This window comes from Bordetella genomosp. 9 (genome assembly GCF_002119725.1).
In the GTDB taxonomy this organism is placed as follows: domain Bacteria; phylum Pseudomonadota; class Gammaproteobacteria; order Burkholderiales; family Burkholderiaceae_B; genus Bordetella_C.
In genome coordinates, this window is record NZ_CP021109.1 from 1748997 (window position 1) to 1770338 (window position 21342).

22 protein-coding genes and 1 tRNA gene are annotated in these 21342 nt (G+C 63.5%); 13 read left to right on the forward strand and 10 right to left on the reverse strand.

What is annotated here, in order from left to right:
- Nucleotides 1-128 precede the first annotated feature (128 nt).
- The gene (locus CAL13_RS08075) at nucleotides 129-1238 is read right to left on the reverse strand and encodes a Re/Si-specific NAD(P)(+) transhydrogenase subunit alpha (protein WP_086072038.1); all 1110 of its coding nucleotides are present in this window, start codon (nucleotides 1236-1238) and stop codon (nucleotides 129-131) included.
- Between the two features lie 154 nt (nucleotides 1239-1392).
- On the opposite strand from CAL13_RS08075, the gene mnmA reads away from it, so the two are divergent.
- Together mnmA and CAL13_RS08085 are read left to right on the forward strand one after the other, a co-directional pair.
- Nucleotides 1393-2508, forward strand: a complete 1116-nt coding sequence (gene mnmA / locus CAL13_RS08080) for a tRNA 2-thiouridine(34) synthase MnmA (protein WP_086056951.1) — start codon at nucleotides 1393-1395, stop codon at nucleotides 2506-2508.
- A gap of 125 nt (nucleotides 2509-2633) precedes the next feature.
- Nucleotides 2634-3449, forward strand: a complete 816-nt coding sequence (locus CAL13_RS08085) for a sulfite exporter TauE/SafE family protein (protein ID WP_086072039.1) — start codon at nucleotides 2634-2636, stop codon at nucleotides 3447-3449.
- A gap of 94 nt (nucleotides 3450-3543) precedes the next feature.
- Here CAL13_RS08085 and CAL13_RS08090 read toward each other — a convergent pair whose 3' ends face one another.
- Nucleotides 3544-4158, reverse strand: a complete 615-nt coding sequence (locus tag CAL13_RS08090; protein ID WP_086056952.1) for a glutathione S-transferase — start codon at nucleotides 4156-4158, stop codon at nucleotides 3544-3546.
- Between the two features lie 179 nt (nucleotides 4159-4337).
- On the opposite strand from CAL13_RS08090, the gene purB reads away from it, so the two are divergent.
- Together purB and CAL13_RS08100 are read left to right on the forward strand one after the other, a co-directional pair.
- The gene (gene purB / locus CAL13_RS08095; protein WP_086073563.1) at nucleotides 4338-5714 is read left to right on the forward strand and encodes an adenylosuccinate lyase; all 1377 of its coding nucleotides are present in this window, start codon (nucleotides 4338-4340) and stop codon (nucleotides 5712-5714) included.
- A 307-nt stretch (nucleotides 5715-6021) separates the two neighbouring features.
- On the forward strand, nucleotides 6022-6276 hold the full coding sequence (locus CAL13_RS08100) for a hypothetical protein (protein WP_086072040.1): 255 nt from the start codon (nucleotides 6022-6024) through the stop codon (nucleotides 6274-6276).
- Between the two features lie 357 nt (nucleotides 6277-6633).
- Here CAL13_RS08100 and CAL13_RS08110 read toward each other — a convergent pair whose 3' ends face one another.
- A complete protein-coding gene (locus CAL13_RS08110; protein ID WP_086072041.1) occupies nucleotides 6634-6972 on the reverse strand; it encodes a hypothetical protein in 339 nt (112 codons plus the stop codon).
- Between the two features lie 388 nt (nucleotides 6973-7360).
- Between CAL13_RS08110 and CAL13_RS08115 the strand changes: the two genes are divergently transcribed.
- On the forward strand, nucleotides 7361-7564 hold the full coding sequence (locus CAL13_RS08115) for a cold-shock protein (protein ID WP_086056956.1): 204 nt from the start codon (nucleotides 7361-7363) through the stop codon (nucleotides 7562-7564).
- A 423-nt stretch (nucleotides 7565-7987) separates the two neighbouring features.
- Here CAL13_RS08115 and CAL13_RS08120 read toward each other — a convergent pair whose 3' ends face one another.
- Nucleotides 7988-8689 carry a VirK family protein gene (locus CAL13_RS08120; protein ID WP_157664823.1) on the reverse strand — a complete coding sequence of 234 codons (702 nt, stop codon included), beginning with the start codon at nucleotides 8687-8689 and terminating at the stop codon, nucleotides 7988-7990.
- A gap of 136 nt (nucleotides 8690-8825) precedes the next feature.
- On the opposite strand from CAL13_RS08120, the gene CAL13_RS08125 reads away from it, so the two are divergent.
- Nucleotides 8826-9146, forward strand: coding sequence for a hypothetical protein (locus CAL13_RS08125; RefSeq protein WP_086072043.1), 321 nt, complete (start codon nucleotides 8826-8828; stop codon nucleotides 9144-9146).
- Nucleotides 9147-9598: 452 nt separating this feature from the next.
- Here CAL13_RS08125 and CAL13_RS08135 read toward each other — a convergent pair.
- From CAL13_RS08135 to egtD, 3 genes are all read right to left on the reverse strand, one after another.
- A tRNA-Met gene (locus tag CAL13_RS08135) sits at nucleotides 9599-9675 on the reverse strand.
- Between the two features lie 191 nt (nucleotides 9676-9866).
- The gene (gene egtB / locus CAL13_RS08140; protein WP_086072045.1) at nucleotides 9867-11159 is read right to left on the reverse strand and encodes an ergothioneine biosynthesis protein EgtB; all 1293 of its coding nucleotides are present in this window, start codon (nucleotides 11157-11159) and stop codon (nucleotides 9867-9869) included.
- A 24-nt stretch (nucleotides 11160-11183) separates the two neighbouring features.
- Nucleotides 11184-12074 (reverse strand): L-histidine N(alpha)-methyltransferase, encoded by an 891-nt coding sequence (gene egtD / locus CAL13_RS08145; RefSeq protein ID WP_232467792.1) that lies wholly within the window; start codon nucleotides 12072-12074, stop codon nucleotides 11184-11186.
- A 346-nt stretch (nucleotides 12075-12420) separates the two neighbouring features.
- Between egtD and CAL13_RS08150 the strand changes: the two genes are divergently transcribed.
- The 4 genes from CAL13_RS08150 to CAL13_RS08165 all read left to right on the forward strand — a co-directional run bounded on the left by CAL13_RS08150 (nucleotide 12421) and on the right by CAL13_RS08165 (nucleotide 15153).
- A complete protein-coding gene (locus CAL13_RS08150) occupies nucleotides 12421-12756 on the forward strand; it encodes a DUF883 family protein (protein ID WP_086056960.1) in 336 nt (111 codons plus the stop codon).
- A gap of 62 nt (nucleotides 12757-12818) precedes the next feature.
- Nucleotides 12819-13331 carry a hypothetical protein gene (locus tag CAL13_RS08155; RefSeq protein ID WP_086056961.1) on the forward strand — a complete coding sequence of 171 codons (513 nt, stop codon included), beginning with the start codon at nucleotides 12819-12821 and terminating at the stop codon, nucleotides 13329-13331.
- Between the two features lie 18 nt (nucleotides 13332-13349).
- Nucleotides 13350-13667 carry a hypothetical protein gene (locus CAL13_RS08160; protein ID WP_157664422.1) on the forward strand — a complete coding sequence of 106 codons (318 nt, stop codon included), beginning with the start codon at nucleotides 13350-13352 and terminating at the stop codon, nucleotides 13665-13667.
- Between the two features lie 28 nt (nucleotides 13668-13695).
- Nucleotides 13696-15153 carry a phospholipase D-like domain-containing protein gene (locus CAL13_RS08165; RefSeq protein WP_086056963.1) on the forward strand — a complete coding sequence of 486 codons (1458 nt, stop codon included), beginning with the start codon at nucleotides 13696-13698 and terminating at the stop codon, nucleotides 15151-15153.
- Between the two features lie 110 nt (nucleotides 15154-15263).
- Here the strand turns inward: CAL13_RS08165 and CAL13_RS08170 are convergent, their stop codons facing one another.
- Nucleotides 15264-15632: a hypothetical protein gene (locus CAL13_RS08170; RefSeq protein WP_086072047.1), complete on the reverse strand. Its 369-nt coding sequence runs from the start codon at nucleotides 15630-15632 to the stop codon at nucleotides 15264-15266.
- A 168-nt stretch (nucleotides 15633-15800) separates the two neighbouring features.
- Between CAL13_RS08170 and CAL13_RS08175 the strand changes: the two genes are divergently transcribed.
- Nucleotides 15801-16124 carry a hypothetical protein gene (locus CAL13_RS08175; protein WP_086072048.1) on the forward strand — a complete coding sequence of 108 codons (324 nt, stop codon included), beginning with the start codon at nucleotides 15801-15803 and terminating at the stop codon, nucleotides 16122-16124.
- Nucleotides 16125-16212: 88 nt separating this feature from the next.
- On the opposite strand, the gene CAL13_RS08180 is transcribed toward CAL13_RS08175, so the two are convergent.
- Complete coding sequence (locus CAL13_RS08180; RefSeq protein WP_086072049.1) at nucleotides 16213-17739, reverse strand: RNA polymerase factor sigma-54; 1527 nt, start codon at nucleotides 17737-17739, stop codon at nucleotides 16213-16215.
- 244 nt (nucleotides 17740-17983) lie between these two features.
- Here CAL13_RS08180 and CAL13_RS08185 point away from each other — a divergent pair, with 244 nt between their 5' ends.
- Nucleotides 17984-18436 (forward strand): PRC-barrel domain-containing protein, encoded by a 453-nt coding sequence (locus CAL13_RS08185; RefSeq protein WP_086072050.1) that lies wholly within the window; start codon nucleotides 17984-17986, stop codon nucleotides 18434-18436.
- A 32-nt stretch (nucleotides 18437-18468) separates the two neighbouring features.
- On the opposite strand, the gene CAL13_RS08190 is transcribed toward CAL13_RS08185, so the two are convergent.
- Nucleotides 18469-19482 carry a sigma-54 interaction domain-containing protein gene (locus CAL13_RS08190; protein ID WP_086056968.1) on the reverse strand — a complete coding sequence of 338 codons (1014 nt, stop codon included), beginning with the start codon at nucleotides 19480-19482 and terminating at the stop codon, nucleotides 18469-18471.
- Between the two features lie 354 nt (nucleotides 19483-19836).
- Here CAL13_RS08190 and CAL13_RS08195 point away from each other — a divergent pair, with 354 nt between their 5' ends.
- Nucleotides 19837-21228, forward strand: a complete 1392-nt coding sequence (locus CAL13_RS08195) for a sigma-54-dependent transcriptional regulator (RefSeq protein WP_086056969.1) — start codon at nucleotides 19837-19839, stop codon at nucleotides 21226-21228.
- Nucleotides 21229-21342: the final 114 nt, after the last annotated feature.

Sequence of the window (21342 nt, forward strand, 5' to 3'; positions counted from 1 at the left end):
CAGGGGCCCCAAACTCCAGAAAGCCACCCCCCTCAAATGGACCGGCGCACAAAACCGGTACCGTGATCGGGGACGCGCGGATCCGGCTCCGCCGGTCCGCAGCGCCGCCCCCTTGAGAGGGAAGCGCGCTAGCGCTGCGGGGGCGCGTTACCCACAGCACACCCCGTCACGATTTCGTCTTCCCACTGGATCGCCAGCGCGCCGTCCCTGTCCACGATGAGCTTCATGAACTCCAGCAGATTGCGGGCGTACAGGGCCGAGGCATCGGTGGGCACCAGCGCCGGCAGATTGGTCAGCCCGACCAGGGTCACGCCATGTTTCTCCACGACACGTCCTGGTTCGGACAAGGGGCAATTGCCCCCGCGCTCGACGGCAAGATCGACCACCACCGAGCCAGGCTTCATGTTCTGCACCGTCTCGGCCGACACCAGCATGGGCGCCGGACGGCCCGGGATAAGGGCCGTCGTGATGACGATGTCGGCTTGTCTGCAGCGTGCGGCGACCATCTCGGCTTGCCGCGCCATCCAGGCGGCAGGCATGGGCCGGGCATAGCCGCCCGTGCCCTCTGCGATCTGTCGCTCCTCCTCGGTCTCGAACGGCACGTCGATAAACTTGGCGCCCAGAGATTCCACTTGCTCCTTGGCAGCGGGCCGCACGTCCGAAGCCTCTACCACGGCGCCCAGCCGTCTCGCCGTTGCGATGGCCTGAAGGCCGGCAACGCCGGCGCCCAGGATCACGGCCCGCGCGGCCTTCAGCGTGCCGGCGGCGGTCATCATCATCGGGAAGAGTCGGCCGTAGTAATGGGCGGCGAGCAGCACCGCCTTGTAGCCCGCGACATTGGCTTGGGACGATAGAACATCCAGGCTCTGCGCGCGGGTGATGCGCGGCGCGGCCTCCAGGGCGAACGCGGTCACTCCCGTGGCGGCCAGCCGTGCGATGCCTTCGGTATCGAACGGGTCCAACATGCCGATCACGATGGAGCCACGCTTCAAGGCGGCCAGTTCATCGCCATGTGGGCGCCTGACTTTCAGCACCACCTCGGCGGACAGCGCCTGATCCGCCGACACGAGCGTGGCGCCCGCCGCCTCGTAGTCGTGGTCCGGGTAGCGAGCCGCGGCGCCGGCGCCTCGCTCCACCATGACCGTATTCTTGCCCGCCACGTACTTCCTGACGGTCTCCGGTGTTGCCGCAACACGCGTTTCCCCTGGCAGGGTTTCCCGCGGAATACCGATGCGCATGCGCTCTCCTCGTCGGATATCGGGCCGGAGACACTTATACACGACTTGACCTTCCGTGGCGTCAGGGGAAAACCACCGGGTAAAATGCCAGGCGCCCCACCGCTGCCGGTCTGGCCGGTGGGGCGGCCACTTTTTCCAAGCGATTTTCTTCCCCATGTCCTCCATTGCTCCCACCAAAGGCCGCGTCGTCGTCGGCATGTCCGGCGGCGTCGATTCCTCGGTTACAGCCTGGCTGCTGAAACAGCAAGGCTATGAGGTAATCGGGCTCTTCATGAAAAACTGGGAGGACGACGACGATTCCGAATACTGTTCCACCCGCCAGGACTGGCTGGACGCCGCCAGCGTCGCGGATCTGATCGGCGTCGATATCGAAGCGGTGAACTTCGCGGCGGAATACAAGGACCGCGTTTTCGCGGAGTTCCTGCGCGAGTATTCCGCGGGCCGTACGCCCAATCCCGACGTTCTTTGCAACGCCGAAATCAAGTTCAAGGCGTTTTTGGATCACGCGATGAGCCTGGGCGCCGAGCGCATCGCCACGGGGCACTATGCTCGCGTACGGGCGGTGCAGAGCGGCGGACGCACGCAGTACCAATTGCTGAAGGCGTTGGACGGGACCAAGGACCAGAGTTATTTCCTGCACCGGCTCAACCAGGACCAGCTGTCGCGCACCATGTTCCCGTTGGGAGAAATTCCCAAGACCGAGGTGCGGCGGATTGCCCACGAGATCGGCTTGCATAACGCGGCGAAGAAAGACTCCACCGGCATCTGCTTCATCGGCGAACGCCCCTTCCGCGAATTCCTGAACCGCTATCTGCCGACCGCACCGGGACCCATACTGACGCCCGAGGGCCAGCGCGTCGGCACCCATACCGGCTTGTCCTTCTATACGCTGGGCCAGCGCAAAGGCATCGGCGTCGGCGGGGTCAAAGGGCGGCAACGCGAGGACGGCACGGCGCAAGCGTGGTATGCCGCTCGCAAGGATCTGGCAAGCAATACCCTTTATGTGGTCCAGGGCCATGATCACCCGTGGCTCTTGTCGCAGTCGCTGAATGCGCAGGACGCCAGCTGGGTCGCCGGCGAGCCCCCAGCGCCGGGCGCCTACGCGGCCAAGACGCGGTATCGGCAGGCCGATGCGCCTTGCACATTGGGCGACGGCGCAACCGCCGCGTTCACACTCGCATTCGACGAGCCCCAATGGGCGGTGACGCCGGGGCAGTCCGCCGTTCTCTACGACGGCGACGTTTGCCTGGGCGGGGGTATCATCGCGTAGTTTGCGCGCCGGAAGGGGCAGGGCGCCGCTGCGTGGGGCGATGAACCGTGTCGCTGCCGCGCCGCGGCGCGGCGTCACGTCCGGACCGCGACATTCGAACCACGATCATAACGATGGAGCGGGATGTGGATATTCCAATGCTGGTTTTGCTGTTGCTGCTTGGTGCGGGCGCCGGATTCGCGGCGGGTCTGCTTGGAATCGGAGGGGGCATGGTTCTCGTGCCTTTCCTGACCATGCTGTTCGACTGGCATGGCATGCAGGACGACCTGGTGGTCCATGCCGCGATCGCAACTTCCATGACCTCCATCCTTTTCACATCGGTTTCCAGCGTGCGTGCGCATCATGCCGCGCGTGCCGTCATCTGGCGCATCGTGGCGGCCATGGCGCCCGGCCTGATCATCGGGGGCCTGCTGTCCGGCGGCGCGGTCTTTGCGGCGCTGCATACCGGATGGCTATCGGCCTTTTTTGCCGCCTTCGTCGCCTATTCGGGCTATTCGATGCTGCGCAATACCAAGCCGAAGGCATCGCGGCAGATGCCAGGCCTGGTCGGTACGTCTGCAGCCGGGGCGGGTATCGGCTTCATATCCGGACTCGTCGGGGCCGGCGGCGGCTTTCTTTCCGTTCCGTTCATGATCTGGTGCAACGTGCCGCTGCGCAACGCCGTTGCCACCTCGGCGGCACTGGGCTTTCCGATTGCCCTGGCCAATAGCGCGGGTTATGTCGTATCGGGCTTGCGGGAAGCCGGCCACACGCCGGGCATGCTCGGATATATCTATTGGCCCGCGCTGCTGGCCCTTGTGTGCACCAGTGTGCTCACCGCGCCCATGGGCGCGCGCATGGCGCACCGTCTGCCCGTGGCCACGGTCAAGCGGATCTTCGCCGTGCTGCTTTTCGCGCTCGCCGTGTTCATGGCATACAAGGCCTGGCGCGCATTTGCCTGAGCCGGTGCTGGTTGCGCTTCAATGACAAGGGGCGCCGAAAGGCGCCCCGGTGTTTTCCGCCGCGGCTGCGTCGCAGTCGCGGGATTCCCCCGTCTTACGCCCCGGGGGGCGGAAGGGTGTCCGCGAAAGATTGGCGCGCCGCAAGTTTTTCCGCCAGGCGAGCCAGGTTCGTGTGGCCCGACCGCCAGTCCAAATCGGAGAAACGCAGGTCCAGATAGCCCAGGGCGCACCCGACCGCCACATCGGCCAGGGTGTAGTTGATGCCCATGCAGTATGCGTGCTCGCCAAGGCTTTTGTTCATGGCGTCCAGGCTGGCGTGGATCTTGCCGTATTGGCGCGCAATCCATTCTTCGCTGCACTGTGCCTGCGGGCGCTGACGTTCCTTCACGATGGCCACGCAGGCATCCAGGACGCCATCGGCTATGGCTTCCCAGCACTTCACGGCGGCGCGTTCGCGGCCGGACTGGGGAATCAGGCGCGCAACCGGCGACAAAGTATCCAGGTATTCGACGATAACGCGCGAGTCGAACAGCGCGCCGCCGTCTTCCATCACCAGGCAGGGCACCTTGCCCAATGGATTGAATTGCTGGATGTTCGTGTCCGGCGACCAGACGTTTTCCAGCTCAAAGCGGTAATCCAGCTTTTTTTCCGCCATGACGATCCGTACCTTGCGTACGTACGGGCTGGTAAGTGAGCCTATAAGTTTCATGGATATACAGTCATAGTCGGAAAGCGGGCGGCAGTATAGCAGGATGATGCCACGCCGAAACACGGCATGGCGGGGTGTCGGATACGCGGGCGCACGCGGGTGGGGCAGGGAGACCGCGAGTGATAAAATCGCGCGGTTTTTCCGCGCTTTTCAACGTACTTTCCGGTTTTTCGCTGCTCATGCATATCGCTTCCGCCCTCAGTCCGCTCAACGCGCTTTCCCCTCTCGACGGGCGTTATGCCTCCCGCGGCGACGCCTTGCGCGGCCTGCTCTCCGAAGCCGGCTTCATGGCTCACCGCGTCGAAGTGGAGGTCGCCTGGCTGACGGCCCTGGCGGAAGCAGGACTGCCTGAGCTGCCGGCGTTCTCCAACGAGGCCCGCCAGCGCCTGCAGGCCATCGTCGCGGATTTCAGCGAGGCGGATGCGGCGCGCATCAAGGAAATCGAACGGGTCACGAACCACGACGTCAAGGCGGTCGAGTACTGGCTGAAGGAAAAGGTCGCGGACGATGCAGAGCTGTCCCGGGCTGCGGAGTTCATCCATTTCGCCTGCACGTCCGAAGATATCAACAACACCTCGCACGCGCTGATGTTGTCGCGTGCATGCAACGGTGTGCTGCTCCCGACACTGAAAAAAGTGCGGGATAAGCTGGCCGCCATGGCGGAGGCGAACGCCGATCAGCCCATGCTGTCCCGCACGCACGGGCAGCCTGCCAGCCCGACCACGCTGGGCAAGGAGTTCGCCAATGTGGCGGCGCGCCTGTCGCGCGCCATCGACGCGGTCGAGGCGGTGCAGCCGCTTGCCAAGCTCAACGGCGCTACCGGCAATTACAACGCCCACCTGGCCGCCTATCCCGAAATCGACTGGCCCGCCTTCAGCAATCGTGTACTCCGCGGTCTTGGGCTGACGCAGAATCGCCATACCATTCAGATAGAGCCGCACGATTGGATGGCCGCGCTTTTCGACGCGGTCGCGCGCGCCAACGTGATCGTGCTCGATCTGGACCGTGACATCTGGGGTTATGTCTCCCTGGGCTACTTCAAGCAACGGCTGAAGGAAGGCGAGGTCGGTTCTTCGACCATGCCGCACAAGGTCAACCCCATCGATTTCGAGAACTCCGAAGGAAATATCGGGCTTGCGAACGCGATGCTGCGCCATTTGGCCGACAAGCTGCCGGTATCGCGTTGGCAGCGCGACCTGACCGATTCGACGGTGTTGCGCAACCTGGGGGTGGCCTTCGGATATTGCATGGTGGCGTGGGACGCCTGCCTGCGTGGGCTGGACAAGCTGGAAGTCAATGCGGCGGCCATCGACGCCGATATCGACGCATGCTGGGAGGTCCTTGCCGAGCCGGTCCAGACGGTCATGCGCCGCTACGGGCTGCCCCAGCCCTACGAGCAGCTCAAGGCCCTCACGCGAGGCAAGGGAATCACCGAGGCAGCCTTGCGGGAATTCATCCAAGGCCTGGCGCTGCCGCCGCAGGCCAAAGAGCGTCTGCTGGCAATGACGCCCCGGTCGTACATCGGTCTCGCCGCCGAACTGGCCCGGTCGTTGTAAAAACTTCCACGCCCCCCGAAAAGCCGGCAGGTCCTGCCGGCTTTTTTTCGTCCGTACGCCGCGGGCCGGCCCGCAATCCGTTTCGCCGGGGCATCCCGCGACGGCAACGCAATTATGGCCGTTTCGAATCCACACAGTTTTGTGTCGATATGCCTCGCTTCTGCTGCGTTCCCCGGCGAAGTGTCCCCGCTTTTGCCGGCATCCCCAGGCCTCGTCCGGCGGGCTTTTCCCTGGGAGGAGCCGGATAGAGGCGCCTCAGGCACACAGCTTGCTCATGGACCGGCACCATTCCGCAAGGCGATACGCAATGGAAGTTTTCGCAAAAACCTTCAACGCTTGGGGCGCGACGCTGACGGTCCATCCGGAGGGCCAGGGCAAGTACGGCTGGAAGATCGTGGTCGAAGACCGTCGTCAGGGTTCGCCTCGCGTCCAATGCATCTCGTCTCCAATCGGCTTCCCGTCCGTGGACGAAACCATCCTGGATGGCCGCGCCGCGCTTGAAGCGCTGGTGCCGGAGCCTTGCGGTACCGAAGAACTACACCGGCCGTATCAGCCGGAATGACTTTTCATATTCAGCCGTTAGCCATACTGGAGAAAACAATGAGCGCAATGATGTGCCTTCCTTGCCAGAGCATTACCCTCGCCACTCCCGGGCTGCAGGCCCACCAGAATCTGGTTCACGAGGGCTTTGTACGGCCCACGGAAAAGCATCGGGAGAATCACCGCGAGGACCGGTTCCGTTGTTCTTGCTGCCACACCCAGTGGGTTCGCGAGACCGACCGTTGGGGCATGGACTTGGGCTTTCGGCTGGCACCCATTCAGAATGGCGCCCGGCCGCGCTTCGCGTACTCTGAAAACAATCCGCGTCCAGGCGTGCGCGTATATCAAGTGTCGCCGACCTGAGCGGGCGCCGGATGGGTTAATGCAGTTCCGTGTCGATCCTGCTCGGGTCGTAGCCCAGAAGTTGCAGCGCCGCTTCGTACGCCGCCGGCGTTGCGCACAGGAATACGGCGATATCACCGGGGTTGATATTGTCCAGCACGTCGCCGATTTGTTTTGGTGCCGCGGCCGGGTCGCTGACCGCGGTGGCGTGGATTTCTCCTCCTGCCTCCACTTCCGTGCGTGGAACGATGTCGGCGATTGCATTCAGGTCCGGCGCGCTCACCACCACATAGCTTCTTATGAATTCACCTTCCAGGGTGGTCCGCAGGGCCATGCCGGCCGCCAAGTCCGCCGTGCGGACGCTGATGATGCTCATTCTCTTACCTGTCTGTGGCGGGCCGTTTTTCGAAGCGGCCCTCGATATATCGGTATTCCAATATATACGCTTTCCGCCAGCGTCCAGGACAGCCACCGTGGCGGCAAATCCACGGGCGGGCGCCTTCACAATCTTCATGTGCAACGCCGCGTAAGACGACCCACATTTTATGCGCGGCGTTGTAGCACTTAGTTTCAATTATCGTGGAGGAGGCCGGAAAAGCTTTTGACTTCTATTGTGGGGCCGTTCATAGTGTCGTGGAGATTTTCAAGCGGTGCGATCTTTGTACAGTTCAGAGTGCTTCCCGGTCTCCGCTATTGTTCTTGGCCCAAGCTTGAAAGTTTCGTGTCCCGGGCGTTAGCCCTTTGTAATTGCAAGGAAAATCGGTATGGAAACCGGCGTCGTTAAGTGGTTCAACTCTGAAAAAGGTTATGGCTTTATCACCCCCGAGTCGGGCGGTAAGGACCTGTTCGCGCATTTCTCGGAAATCCAGGGCAGCGGCTTCCGCTCGCTCGAGGAAAACCAGCGCGTGCAGTACGAAGTAGCCACGGGTCCCAAGGGTCCGCAAGCTACCAAGATCCGGGTCATGTAAAGCTCCAAGCTTGAATGCCTGACAAAAAGCCCCGCTTGCCGGGGCTTTTTGCTGTCTGGCGGAAATGATGGGGCGGCGCGGCACTGATACCGCCCCGCCAGGAAACTTGGCCGTACAGGCCTTTGCCGCCGGGGAAACATGCCTGCAGCCTTCGCCTGACCGGCTGGCCGCCGGCGGGATAATGTGGTTTTACGGTGGAAGAGGGCGATGGCGACGAGCGGTACATTGGGTGCGGCGCTGAGCACCGCCATTTGGGCGGCCATCGCGGGCGCCGTATGGGCCTCGGTTACGGCTGCGCTTTTACGCGGGCCCGCATGGGTACGCGCCGGGCGTTGGCTGGCCAACGCGGCCGGATGGTTCGTGATCGTCATGGTGCCGCAAGGACTTCGCCTGTGGGCGCCCAGCCCCCTGGTGCACCGGCTGTTACCGCATACCCTTACCGTCCCGGAGCTCGCGCTGCTGGTCAAGATTGCCGCCATTGGGGGAATCGTCGGCACGGCTGCCGCTACCCTGTATCGTCATCTTCTCCGTCGTCTGGGCCAACGGCACTAGCGAGGGCTCCGGCGGCTCGCCGGTGTCCAGAAACCTGATGCCCTTGTCGATACCGCATCGGTACTCTCCCCGCATCGTGACCTCGTCGCTCCCCTCGGGTCGCGAATCGAAGCGGACGATGACGGAGCCGTCTCGCATGGCGCGATATCGGATGTATTCCACGATCGGCCGGCTCTCCGTGTCCAAGGTGGCATGCACATCCGCGAACGCTACGTATTTTCCGTCCGGGATCAGAAAACGGGAGATCATCATCCCGCCCAGAATGTGCGGCGGCGGCTTGATGCTTGTCCCGCGGTCGCATTGGGAGAGGTCCAGTACGGTGGCAAGAAGGCGCCCGCCGGTCAATGCGGACACAAGCTTGTCATAGCTATCCACGGCGCTGGATGCAGATGCGGCCGTTGCGCCAGACGCGATCAATGCGCCAGCGGCGGCCAAGGCCACGCTGGCGAAAGCGCGGGCATGCATGGTGCTTTGCGGGTCTGCGCGTTCCGTTGTGCTCCGGACGCCCGCCATATCCGAATCGGGGTGGCGTTGCGAGGACGCAACAAGCGAGCGAGACTGGGTGCGAGTCATGGGCCAATGCTCCTGAGATGGTGTGGGCAGTATTCCTGCCATGCCGGATTCGCGGTCTGTGAGCCATCCCTGTGCATGGTTCCTGCGCATCCTCGCGCGGATTTTCTTGAGGTCAACGGTCCACAGGAGGTATCAAATGGCCGATATTCGGATAGAAATTGCGATGGCGAAGGGCAGGGAGAGGCTGCTCGGTGCAGCCCCCGAGATCGAGCGCAACGCAGACGCCCGCGCGACCGAGCAGGCCGGGCGCGCTCAGCAGGAACGCATGGCGCTTTACGAGGCGGAAATCGATCGGGAGATCGAAACCTACGCGCAGCAGCAGGGGATCGAGGTGGGTGAACTGCTTCTGCGGCTGGGCGCTGAGTCCGAGGAGCAGGCCGATGAACTCGTGGCCTCCTGGCGCGACCATGGTGGCGGGTCCGCCGGCGATACCGGGGACAACAACGCTTCTGGGTGATCGCGCGCGGGGACGCTCCGCGACTCAGGGTTTCCCGGATACCCGGCCCAAATGCGCAGTGTCCGGGCGCCGCAAGCGGCGGGGCTCATTGACCCGTGGGCGGATAGTTAGGCCCGGCGCCAAAGCCGCGCTCGCTTGCCCACGGATTCGCGGCGCCGGGATGCGGCGGCCCAGGATGTTCGAACCGCCCGTCGCCGGCACAGCCCGCGAGCAGCATGCCGGCGGTGCATAGAGCAGCAAGGCGGCGCCGATGGACGAGGGTCATGCGAAGCTCCTTGTGCCCTGAGCGCAGGGCCCGCGCGGCGGCGCTCCAAATTGCGCCGCCGCCGATTGTCGGCATCGGATGTGCCCGGATCGGACTGCTCCAGGGATTGCGGAGCGCAGGGCAGATTGCGGAGCGAAATGAAGACGAAACGAAAACGGCCCGCATCGCTGCGGGCCGCATAAATACTTGGTGGCGCATCCCTGATTCGAACAGGGGACCTGCGGATTATGATTCCGTCGCTCTAACCGGCTGAGCTAATGCGCCAACTTCCGCGGGTTTCGCCCGGCGATCGGCAGTGCCGAAAGCTACGCTTCCCTGGAAAAGAACGTGATTCTAGCACGCACTTTTCAGGTCTGCAAAACGGTTGGGCAGCTCCTTTGGCATGGCTTGCGCAACGCTGCATTCCGGCCGCCCCCCACGCCTTGCCGGCCCGGCCGCATTGCCGGGGGCGATCCTCATGCATCCCGAGCCAGCCGCAGTCCGGAGAACTGCCAGCGGGCGTCCGGCGGGAAGAAGTTGCGGTAGGTCGCCCGGATATGCGATCGGGGCGTGGCGCAGGACCCGCCGCGCAGCACATACTGGCTGCACATGAACTTCCCGTTGTACTCCCCGACGGCTCCGGCCGCAGGCGCGAAGCCGGGGTAGGGCTCATAGGAGCTCGCCGTCCATTCCCAGACATCGCCATACATTTGCAGCGGCCCCGCACCGTTTGCGGCCGCGGGCGCCCGCGGATGCAGAAGGCCCGATTCCGCCAGGTTGGCGTGCGGGTCCACGCCGTCCAGGGTCGAAGCCATTTGCTCCCATTCCGCCTCTCTTGGCAGGCGCGCGCCTGCCCAGCGCGCATAGGCGTCCGCCTCGAAGTAGCTGATGTGCGTGACGGGAGCGTCCAGGTCCAGATCTTCCATTCCGTGCAGCGTGAAGCTCCGCCAGACGCCGTCGGCATGTTCCCAATAAAGGGGCGCCTCCCAGCCATGGGCGCGCACGGCATCCCATCCGAGGGAAAGCCAGTATTCCGGTCGGCGATAGCCCTCATCCTCCACGAAGGCGAGGAACTCTCCCTGCGTGACCGGACGGCGCGCCAGCTGGAAAGGCTGCAGCAGCACCTGGTGCGCCGGCGTTTCGTTATCGAAGCAGAATCCATCACCGCCATGGCCGACGGTCACAATGCCGCCCGGGTGTTCCAGCCACGCCTGCGTCGGCGCCGAGCCGGCCGCGCGGGGCCGTTTTGCACCGGCGTACGAGGGTTTGAGCGCGCTGCACGACAAAAGATGTTTGACGTCGGTCAGGATCAGTTCCTGATGCTGTTGTTCGTGGTGCAGGCCAAGCTGCACCAGCGCACCGAGCTCGGCATCATCACCGTGGCCCGGCAGCAGACGCGTCATGGCGGCGTCAACGTGGCGCCGGTATGCCAGGATGTCCTGCAAGGCCGGCCGCGTGAGCAGGCCGCGTTGCGGTCGGGGATGGCGTTCACCGATGGCGTTGTAGTAGGAATTGAAGAGAAAGCCGTAGCGCGGGTGGAACGGGGCGTAATCCGCGGCATAGCGCTGCAGGATAAAGGTCTCGAAGAACCAGGTGGTATGCGCCAGGTGCCATTTGACGGGGCTGGCATCCGGCATGGATTGGGCTTGGCAGTCTTCAGGCGTCAAAGGCGCGGCCAGCGCCAAGCTGGCCGATCTGACCATCCCGTAGTCCAGCGACGTACCGCGACGTTCTGGGGCGGCCGGCGTTGCGCGATGTCGAGCGTCCATGAGCGTATCCAATGCAAGCTCCCTTCAGGCGCGCGCGCAGAAAACGGCAAACCATTCCCGTTCGTCCGTCCAGTAGCGGATCTGCCCGAAACCCGCGCGCGCGAGCATGGTCTTGAAAGTTTGAGGGCGGTATTTGTACGAGTCTTCCGTGTGGATCGCTTCACCTTCTTCAAAGCGGCGCTCGCCGCCGTCCCATCTGACCACGGCGGTCTTGCGCGCGCGCAGATGCATTTCCATGCGCGATCGGGCTTCGTTGAAGCAGGCGACGTGCTGCCATTGCGCCGGATCGAAGTCGGCGTTGAGGATGCGGTTCACGTGGCGAAGCAGATTCAAGTTGAAGGCAGCCGTAACGCCGATCGCGTCGTCATACGCCGGTTCAAGTATCTCCCGCGGTTTCACGAGATCCACGCCCACGATGATCGCGCCACCCGGCGCCTGGCGCCGCATATTGGCCAGCAGCTCGGCCGCCTGCTCCGGCGGCAGATTGCCGATGCTCGAGCCGGGATAGAAGAACGCGCGTCCTTCGGGCAGGACTTCGTCGGGCAGCGAGAGGTCGTGAAAAAAATCCATCCCCAGCGCCACCAGATCCGGATCGGGATAGCGGCCCGCAATCCGCCGGACGGCCGCCTTCAGATAGTCGGCCGAGATATCAACCGGCACGTACTGGGCCGGTTTCAAATGTTCGAGCAGCCTTTCCGCCTTCGCGCAATCGCCGGCGCCCAGATCGATCAAGGCGCGGACCCGACCGGCGTGACCGACGATTTCACCGGCGTATCGCGAGAAGATCTGGTTCTCACAGCGCGTCGGATAGTACTCGTCGAGCAGCGTGATGGCGGTGAAGAGGCTGGAACCGAGTTCGTCATACAGGAACTTGGGACTGATCTCTGCCTGTGGCTTCACCAGTCCCTCGCTCAACTCTTTTCTTACGGTATCCGCACCTTCGATGTGACGCTGGTGAAAACGCGGCCGTTGCGGCAATGCAGGGATGTGCGGACTGGAAGGCGGGGGATCGGCGAGCGGTGGCGAGTACGAGGAAGAGCGCATGCGAAGTCCTTTTGAAATAGACGTCAGGCCAACCGGATGGCAGAGCAACTGCTGTTCCTGCAACGCGGCTAGCGCCGGTTTGGCATGGCCGCGCTGAAATAGCGCTTTACCCCTGGTTTCGAAAGAAAAGGGCCAATGCAGAGGTCACGCTCGACAATGGCTCTTACGGTACGCCGTCACCTTTGGCATCTGCAAGGCTTTTTTCCAAGGAGAGACCATGAATACGAATTCCCATAGCGCTGAACTCCTGGCCAGCAAAGAGAAGGTTGCGACGAGCCTGCGGGAATTGATGTCCGGCACCGAAGAACTGCTCAGGTCAACCGCTTCGTACACCGGCGAAGAGATAGACCGTGCACGCCAGCGCCTGAAAGGCCAGTTGGAATCGGCGCGCAGCCTGGCCGGTACTTGGGAAAGCAATGCCGCAGAGCGGTATCGGCGCGTATCGTCCGCTACCGACGACTACGTTCACGAGAACGCTTGGAAAACCATCGGGGTCGCCGCCCTGGTGGGAGCCCTGATCGGTGCCTGGCTTGCATCTGGCGACCGGCGCTAGTCGTGCCGCGCCGGCCCTGATCATGCCAACGGCGCGTTGAGTATGGAGGAGCGAGGGCTACCATGCCGTTGATTGTCGTTGCGCGCTTCGACACTTTGGCCGCCGCCGCAAGCGCCGCGCACGCGCTCATGGGCGAGGGGTTCCGCGACGATGCGGTGGCGGTCTTCCGTGCGGCGGACCAGCGTGAGCGATGGCCCCGTGCGCGGGTTCACGCCGCCATGGCCAGAATCGCCGGCCTTGCGGCTGCGGGGTCGGGCGTCGCCGCCGCTGCTGCGGCATTGCTGGACACGCCGGCCCCGTACGGTGTTGCCATTGCGGCGTGCGGCGCCTTGGCTGGCTCATTGATTGCGACTCTGATCTCGCGCGCCGGCGCGCATCGCGCCCGACCATACCGTGCCCAAGGCGCTTTCGTCGCCGTCGTGGCGGAGCCCGCAAGGGCGGCGCAAAGCGCCCAGCTGCTGCATGACGCAGGCGGCTGGGGAGTGGAACGTCTGGGCGGCCGCTACGTGTCGCCGGAAGCCCTGTATCGGGATGCCGGCTTCGACGAGTTCCATGCGGGCCAAACGATTCCATGATGTCCAAGGAGAAAAACCATGAAAGCTGCACGTACCGATGAACACGACCGTCGTCCTGCCGACACGACACATCCTGCCGGGGAGCAGGCTGAAACGCGGCGTGAAGGGCCGCCTCGTGTGGCGCATGAGCTCGATCGCGAGCAGGAATGGGACGAGGCGGCCCAAGACCGCGGTTATCAAAAAGGCGACCAGGGCGGATACAAGGGCGACTACGACCAGGCGAAGTATGAGAAGCGCGACTTCGGCTTTCCGCGAAAGGAAGACGCCGAGCGGCGGCAGGGATCCCGCCAGGCCACGCCATCGCTGGCTGAAGGCGAACAAAAGCCGAAAAAGTAAACTCCCCTTCCAAGAATAAGAAACCATCATGAACGTGTCATGGCGGGCCGGATGGCTCGCGGTGGTTTGCTGTTTTCTCGCGGCCTGCGCGACGGTACCCGACGCCCAGCCCGCCGCGATTTCTCCTTCCAGCAGCCAGATTCGCATCGCCACCAGCTCCGGATGGCTCAGCTACCGGCGCAGCCAGGATATCGTCAAGAAACTGGACCAGGCAGGCGGTGCGTCGGTTGCTCCAGAATCGCCTGGCGGCGGGGATCCATCGGCCGGTTTTCTCGCCCGCCATCTCAAGGTGGAGGAGGCCATCAACGGCACGCCACTGGTGGCGGGAAACCGCGTCGACCTGCTGGCGGACGGACCCAGCACGTATCGCGCGATGCTGGAAGCCATAGCGTCGGCGCGGCAGTACATCCACATGGAAAGCTACATCTTCGACGATGACGATGCGGGACGCGCGTTTGCCGACGCCTTCATCGCCAAGCGGAAAGAGGGTGTCGCGGTGGCCCTGATGGTCGATGGGGTGGGCACGCTCAGCACGCCGAAGTCCCTTTTCGACCGCATGCGCGACGCCGGCGTCCAAGTGGTCGTTTTCAATCCGGTGAATCCCGCGCATGCCCGTGGCGATTGGTCGTTGAACAACCGGGACCACCGCAAATTGCTGGTCGTGGACGGGCAGGTCGGTTTCCTCGGCGGCATCAATATCAGCGAAGTCTACGAGTCCTCTCCCTCGGGCGGATCGTCTTCGTCGATCTTGCGCGGCAGCAGCACGAGCGACAAAAAGCCCGATCCCAAGAAGGCGCCGTGGCGCGATACCCAGATCCGTGTTCAAGGGCCTGCGGTGGCCGAGATCGAGCGCGTGATGCAGGCCGGCTGGCAGGAGCAGCATGGGCCTGCGCTGGACCCACGGGAGTTTTATCCGAACGCACGGGCGCAAGGCGATCTGATCGTCCGCATTGTCGCGAACCGTCCTGGCGACCGCGACGGCTACACGCTTTACCTGACCTTGATGTCGGCCATTCAAAGCGCTCAGAAGACCATACATATCACGATGGCTTACTTCGTGCCCGACCCGGCGTTTCTACAGGGCTTGATGGATGCAGCGAAGCGCGGCGTCGACGTCACCTTGGTGCTTCCAGGCTTCACCGATTCGTCGCTGGTGTTTCATGCCGGCCGGTCGTACTACAGCGAGCTGCTCGAAGCTGGGGTGAAGATCTACGAGCGGCGGGATGCTTTGCTGCACGCCAAGACGGCGGTGATCGACGGCGTGTGGTCCACGGTCGGTTCCAGCAATATGGATTGGCGCAGCTTCGCTTTGAACTACGAGCTGAATGCCATCGTTCTCGGCGCGCCGTTCGCAACGCAAATGGAGGCGCTCTTCACGGATGACGTGGCGCAGTCCCATCGCATCGACCCGCAGACATGGGCGGACCGTGGCTTCAAGGCGCGTTTCATGGAAGGGGTGGCGCGGCTGTTCGAGCGCTGGCTTTAATGCCTGGTCTGGCGCCGGCCATTTCGACTCGATGCGGTGGAAACAGTAAACCGCCCCGGAAAAAGAAAAGGGCGCTTCGCTCTCGCGAAGCGCCCCTCCAATCTGGGTGCTTACTTGCCGTACCGCGTCTTGGCGTCGGCCAGGCACGCGTCCTTGGCGTTCCCGGACATGGCGTCGCATTTTTCCTTCGCCACGTCATAGTCGGCCTTGCGTTTTTCCTTGGTGGCGTCATGGCGCGCTTCAGCCTGTTCCTTGGCCTGCTTGGTGTCCGCCTTGGCGTTCTCGCGGGCAGCCTTGGCCTGCTTCTCGCAGACGTCCTTCTCGTTGCCCTTCATCGCATCGCACTTCTTCTGGTCGGCCCGGTACTGTGCGTCGATTTCCTTGTTTGTCATAGGCGCCTGTGTCTGCGCCTGCGCAGTGAAGACGAAGGCAGGGATGCTGACGAAGGCGGCGCTCAGGGCCAGTTTGATGGGGCTCATAGATGTACTCCTTGTATTGTTGGAACGGGCCTCACGGCCCACCCTGGATGGGCATATCCGATAAGCAATTGGTATGCCGCGGAAGCGCGCCGCCAGCGCCGCGCGCGCGAGGATGGGCATAGCGGTTGCTTATGAAAGGTCCCACATCGCCAAGAAGGGAGAACGTCAATGAAGCTCAGTCGTATCACGTCCATGTTGATCCTCGCGGCCGCGGTTGGCACCGGTACGGCGATGGCGCAGCAAAACGCGCCCACCATGCCTTCCACCACGCCGAATGACTCCACGGCGACGCCGCCCAACAACGACAAGGTGCCGCCCGGCACGCCGGCTCCCGCGCCGTACTCGTCCCAGCCGAGCACCACGGCGCCGGTGATGCGCGATACGTCGGGCAACAAGGAAACCGAACCTCGCCTGCCTTCCGATCCCAAGAACACCAACGTCTCGCCGACGCAAGGCGGCGGTGCGCCTTATACGGAGCCCGGGAAGCGATAAAGGCGGCGCCGGATGCGGGCGCCAGGGCGCCCGCGGCACCGAAAGACAAACGGGGCGCCTCGGCGCCCCGTTTCCATTGAGCATCGACTCAGTACTGCCGACGCATTTCAGCGGGGGGATACTTCAACTGGCCCCGGTACTTCGAAACGGTGCGGCGCGCCACCACCACGCCCTGCTGCCCCAACATATGGGCCAGATCGACGTCCGACAAGGGCGAGGACGCGTCCTCGCCGTCGATCATCTCTTTGATGAGCGCGCGCACAGCCGCAGCCGAGCAGCTCCCGCCCGTGTCGGTATAAAGCTCCCGCGAGAAGAAGTGCTTGAACTCGAAGATGCCGCGCGGCGTGGCCATGTACTTGTTGCTCGTCGCCCGTGACACAGTGGATTCGTGAATCTCCAGTTCATCGGCGATTTCGCGCAACATGAGCGGGCGCAGTGCAATTTCCCCGTATTCGAAGAACGTCTGCTGGCGCAGGACGATTGCCTCCGCCACGCGCTGAATGGTGCTGTAGCGCTGTTCTACGTTGCGGATCAGCCAGCGGGCTTCTTGCAGTTCCTGCGCCATGGGCGATCGGTCGCTGTACCGGGCATTGCGGAACAGGTCGGCATAAGCGCGATGCAGCCGCGCGCGCGGCATGGCCGCGCGGTTCGGTGTGACGATCCATTGCCCGTTGAACTTCTGTACAACGACGTCGGGCACGACGTAGCTCGAATCGGGTTCGGCATAGCGCAATCCCGGCCTGGGGTCGAGCCGGCGGATCAAGGCGCAGGCCTTGCGCAGTTCGTCATCGCTGCACTGGCATACGCGTACGAGCCCGGAGAAGTCGTGCTTGCCGAGGCGTTCCAATTCGTTTTCGACGATATGCAAAGCCAGCTCGCGCGCGGGCGTATCTTCGTCCATGGCTTGCAATTGCAGTTTCAAGCACTCGGCCAGATTGCGTGCCGCAAGGCCTGGCGTGTCGAGCTGCTGCACAAGCTTCAGGGCGACCTCCCATTCTTCCCGCTCCGGCGGCGGGTCGAACACGCCGTCGCCCGCGAGCTCGGTCAGCTCGGTGCGCAGATAGCCCTCTTCGTCGAGTCCCTCGATGATGTATTCCGCCATCAGCCGATCCCGCGGCGCGAGGCGGTAACTGCATAGCTCGGTGCGCAGGCGGTCGCGCAGATCCTCCGTGCTGCGCGCCCACTGGCCGACATCGCTGTCGCCGTCGCCCGTCGCGCGCGCAGCAGGATAGTCGCCGGAGTATTCCGACTGGAAGTCAGGAAGTTCCGGCAGTTCAGTGACGACTTCCGGCGGCGCTTCGGTGATCGCGGGCGCCTGCATATCGGGCGCCGCCGAGATGCTTTCGCTCATGACCGAGTCGCTGGCGGATGCCGGCGAGGATGCTCCATCAACAGGTGTCGCGGCCGTCTCTTCGTCGCCTTCCTCCAGAAAAGGATTGGTGGCCAGCGCCTGTTCGATTTCGCGGGTGAATTCCAACGCGGACATCTGGAGCAGTTTGACGGACTGTTGCAGCCGCGGCGTCAGGCTGGTCTGCTGACGCGCCCTGAGTTCGTACGTGGCTTGATGTGCCAATTGCTGTCTCCGTGATTGAATGCAGGGAACGGAAACGTCCATTCCATTCAAAAAGGATGAAAGCAAAGTACGTGCCATTTTTCGGTGTCGCAGACGTTTTCCCGATTTCTGGCGTAAGCCCGCGTATTTATTGGCTTTCTGGGGCACGCGATATGCTGACCGGCGGGTACCAGGCTCTTCCCGAGCCGCCGGATGCCCACGTTCGCTTTGCGGAATTTCCACGCCATGTAATAAGTTCCGAGGGCGGGGGCTGGATTTTTTGTACCGCTGTAGCAGGAGAAGCGTCATGGACCATGGCCGGGATAGCGCGACCCCGCCGCGCGCCGCCGCGGCCGGCTCGCCGGCAGAAACCCGCATCGTCGGTTCCGGCAAGAAATCCGGCACGGGGCCGGGGCCGGAGATCATGGCTGCGGCAACCCTCGAAGGCAACGATGTGCTGAACCTGTCAGGAGAAAAACTTGGCACGCTGCAGGACATCATGATCGACGTCCCATCGGGCCGCATCGCCTATGCAGTGTTGGCGCGCGGGGGCGTCATGGGCATCGGCGACAAGCTCTTCGCGATTCCGTGGGGCGCCTTGACGCTGGATACGGACCGCAAGTGCTTCCTGCTCGATATCGACCTGGAGCGTTTGCGCAACGCTGCCGGTTTCGATAAGGACAACTGGCCGCGCATGGCGGACCCCGCGTGGGCGGCGGCGGTTCACGAGTACTACGGGCAACCGCCGTATTGGTCCTGACCGCCGCGCCGAAGGGCACGGCGGGCGCCGGTTCAACCGGAGTGCGGCGACGCCGACGAGGCGTCGTAGGTTCCCAGGCGGTTGTAGAGCGTCTTCAGGCTGATACCCAGGGTGCGGGCGGTGCGGCGCTTGTCGCCCTGGTGGTGCGCGAGCGTCGCGAGGATCAACTCCCGTTGCGCCTGCAGCAGGGAAGTCCCGACGCACATTTTCAAGGTGCCCTGGGCGACTTGCGTCTTGGCCGGCCGGCGCGACAGCGCGGGCCCCGCGATCTCCACGACGTTGTCGGCAAGGATGAAGGCGCGATGTATCGCGTTTTTCAGTTCGCGCACATTGCCGGGCCAGTCATACGCCACCAGGGTCTCCATGGCACGCTTGGAGAACACCTTGCGAGTGGATTCCGCTGCATTGAAGCTGTCCAGGAAGCGCTGCGCGAGATACGGAATGTCCTCGACCCGTTCGCGCAGCGGGGGCACGCGCAGCGGCACGACGGCAAGCCGGTACAGCAGGTCCTCGCGGAAGCGGCCCTCTGTCACCGCCTTGTAGGGATCGCGGTTTGTCGCCGCAACGATCCGCACATTGACCTTGACCGGTTGCAGGCCGCCCACACGGTGGAAGGTGCCCGTTTCAAGCACGCGCAGCAGTTGGACCTGCATATCCAGCGGCATTTCGGTGACTTCGTCCAAAAACAGTGTGCCGCCGCTCGCGTGCTCGAAGTAACCGATGTTCTGCGCGATCGCGCCGGTGAAGCTCCCTTTCTCGTGTCCGAACAGTTCTGCTTCGATCAGCGTGGCGGGAATGGCCCCGCAATTGACCGGTACGAAAGGCTGATCGACGCGCTGGCTGCGGCCGTGTATTGCACGCGCGACCAGCTCTTTGCCGGTGCCGCTTTCGCCCACGATCAAGACGCTGGCTTCCGTACCGGCTACCTTGTCGATCTGCTCGGCCAGCTTGCGCATGGCCTCACACTTGCCCATTGTCCAGGGATCTGGCGGGGTCGTGTGGTCGGGGCGCGCGCCTGCGCGCGTCGACGCGGAAGCGTTTGGCATGGGTGTTTCCTTCCTGGCTTGTCGGGTGCTCCGGCTCGCGGAGGACGCCGGACTCTGAATGGGAAATTCCTATAAGAAAGATCGTACTCAGCCAGCTTACGGGCCATTGCAAGCATCTGAAAGAAGATGAAAATCTTAGCCAACTGTACGAATTCATTACGTTTGGCCGAGAAGCGGCACGATAAGCTTCGCTGCCGAAATCGGCCCGCATTATGCACCGGTCTCCGTCTTTATTGCGATGCGGAGCATGCCTGACCGACGCTAGAATGGAGGACGAGGATCGGCGGGTACGCGGCTGCGCCGCTGCCCATCTATAGGCCTTGGAAGAAAACTCGAACTTCACGGAAACTGCGCATGCCACATGTTTTGATCGTCGATGACGAATCTCCGGTGCGAACCGCGCTGGCAGAGATCGTCAAGGACGAAGGGTTCACCGTTGCCCAGGCGAGCGACCTGCGAGAGGCGAAGATCCAGATCCTGCGCCAATCGCCCGACCTGGTGTTGTCCGATCTGCAGTTGCCGGATGGGAGCGGGCTGGAGATTTTCCAGGCCCTGAGCTCCCCGAATGTGGACGTCGTTTTCATCACTGGGCACGCCAGCGTGGAAAGCGCCGTGGACGCCCTGCGCCTTGGCGCCATCGATTACCTGCTCAAGCCGGTCAACATCCAGCGCCTGAAAATGGTGCTGGGACGGATGCCGCGCAACGCCGATCTGTCGCCGTGGGGCGGCCCGTTCGAGGCGGAAGACCGCTTCGGGAAAATGCTGGGCAAATCCGAGCCCATGAAGCAGTTGTACCGCCAGATCGCCAAGGTGGCGCCGACGGAGGCGACGGTCTTCCTGATGGGCGACAGCGGAACCGGCAAGGAGCTGGCCGCCCAGGCCATTCACGAACTGAGCAATCGCCGCAAGGGTCCCTTCCTACCGGTGAACTGCGGCGCGATTTCGCCCAACCTGATCGAAAGCGAGATGTTCGGCCACGAGCGCGGCAGTTTTACGGGGGCGGATCGGCAGCACAAGGGCTATTTCGAGCGGGCGGCAGGCGGCACGCTGTTCCTGGACGAAATCACCGAAATGCCGATCGACCTGCAGGTGAAGCTGCTGCGCGTGCTGGAAACCGGCCTGTTCATGCGGGTCGGCACAAACCGGGAGATTGCCAGCGACGTGCGGGTGGTTGCGGCGACGAACCGCAATCCTGAGGAGGCGGTCGCGGAAGGGAAGCTTCGCGAGGACCTCTATCATCGCCTGAACGTGTTCCCGGTCGAGCTGCCGCCCCTGCGCGAACGGGGCGACGACGTGATCCTCATCGCGCAGCGGTATCTCGATATGCTGAACAAGGAGCGCGGCGCCAACAAGAAATTCGCGCCGGACACGCTGGAAAGCCTGCGCAACCACAGTTGGCCCGGCAACGTGCGGGAGCTGAAGAACTACGTCCACCGCGCTTTCATCCTTGCCGACGACAACGAGATCCGCGCCGGAATCGTTCCGCTGCAGATGTCTCCCGAGAAGGCGGCCACGGGGACGCAGATCACGGTGCCCGTGGGCGTGCCGCTTGCCGACGCGGACCGGCGGCTGATCTTCGCCACGCTCGAGCAGTGCGGCGGCGTCAAGAAGCACGCCGCCGAGATCCTCGGCATCAGCCTGAAGACCTTGTACAACCGGCTCGAAGAGTATGCGGCTGCCGGCCACTATCCCAAGGTGAACGGCGAAGGCGGAGCCAAGGCAGAAGCGGCCGGCCGAGCCAAATAGCGCTTGCCGTCAGGCACGCGGTGGGCAGGCGACTCTGCTGTAAACCGCTTGCCCGCTTGCGTCATCGCCGCCATGGCGAGGGAAGTCCTGGCCCCTCAGCCTCGTCCCGTCTGG

Bases quoted from the DNA above. Each gene is read 5' to 3' on its own strand.
- CAL13_RS08195 (WP_086056969.1), top strand. From the start codon at position 19,837: ATGCCACATGTTTTGATCGTCGATGACGAATCTCCGGTGCGAACCGCG.
- CAL13_RS08075 (WP_086072038.1), bottom strand. From the start codon at position 1,238: ATGCGCATCGGTATTCCGCGGGAAACCCTGCCAGGGGAAACGCGTGTT.
- CAL13_RS08170 (WP_086072047.1), bottom strand. From the start codon at position 15,632: ATGAGCCCCATCAAACTGGCCCTGAGCGCCGCCTTCGTCAGCATCCCT.
- purB (WP_086073563.1), top strand. From the start codon at position 4,338: ATGCATATCGCTTCCGCCCTCAGTCCGCTCAACGCGCTTTCCCCTCTC.
- mnmA (WP_086056951.1), top strand. From the start codon at position 1,393: ATGTCCTCCATTGCTCCCACCAAAGGCCGCGTCGTCGTCGGCATGTCC.
- CAL13_RS08150 (WP_086056960.1), top strand. From the start codon at position 12,421: ATGAATACGAATTCCCATAGCGCTGAACTCCTGGCCAGCAAAGAGAAG.
- egtB (WP_086072045.1), bottom strand. From the start codon at position 11,159: ATGGACGCTCGACATCGCGCAACGCCGGCCGCCCCAGAACGTCGCGGT.
- CAL13_RS08185 (WP_086072050.1), top strand. From the start codon at position 17,984: ATGGACCATGGCCGGGATAGCGCGACCCCGCCGCGCGCCGCCGCGGCC.
- CAL13_RS08110 (WP_086072041.1), bottom strand. From the start codon at position 6,972: ATGAGCATCATCAGCGTCCGCACGGCGGACTTGGCGGCCGGCATGGCC.
- CAL13_RS08090 (WP_086056952.1), bottom strand. From the start codon at position 4,158: ATGAAACTTATAGGCTCACTTACCAGCCCGTACGTACGCAAGGTACGG.
- CAL13_RS08125 (WP_086072043.1), top strand. From the start codon at position 8,826: ATGGCCGATATTCGGATAGAAATTGCGATGGCGAAGGGCAGGGAGAGG.
- CAL13_RS08120 (WP_157664823.1), bottom strand. From the start codon at position 8,689: ATGACTCGCACCCAGTCTCGCTCGCTTGTTGCGTCCTCGCAACGCCAC.
- CAL13_RS08175 (WP_086072048.1), top strand. From the start codon at position 15,801: ATGAAGCTCAGTCGTATCACGTCCATGTTGATCCTCGCGGCCGCGGTT.
- CAL13_RS08155 (WP_086056961.1), top strand. From the start codon at position 12,819: ATGCCGTTGATTGTCGTTGCGCGCTTCGACACTTTGGCCGCCGCCGCA.
- CAL13_RS08160 (WP_157664422.1), top strand. From the start codon at position 13,350: ATGAAAGCTGCACGTACCGATGAACACGACCGTCGTCCTGCCGACACG.
- CAL13_RS08100 (WP_086072040.1), top strand. From the start codon at position 6,022: ATGGAAGTTTTCGCAAAAACCTTCAACGCTTGGGGCGCGACGCTGACG.
- CAL13_RS08165 (WP_086056963.1), top strand. From the start codon at position 13,696: ATGAACGTGTCATGGCGGGCCGGATGGCTCGCGGTGGTTTGCTGTTTT.
- CAL13_RS08115 (WP_086056956.1), top strand. From the start codon at position 7,361: ATGGAAACCGGCGTCGTTAAGTGGTTCAACTCTGAAAAAGGTTATGGC.
- CAL13_RS08180 (WP_086072049.1), bottom strand. From the start codon at position 17,739: ATGGACGTTTCCGTTCCCTGCATTCAATCACGGAGACAGCAATTGGCA.
- CAL13_RS08190 (WP_086056968.1), bottom strand. From the start codon at position 19,482: ATGCCAAACGCTTCCGCGTCGACGCGCGCAGGCGCGCGCCCCGACCAC.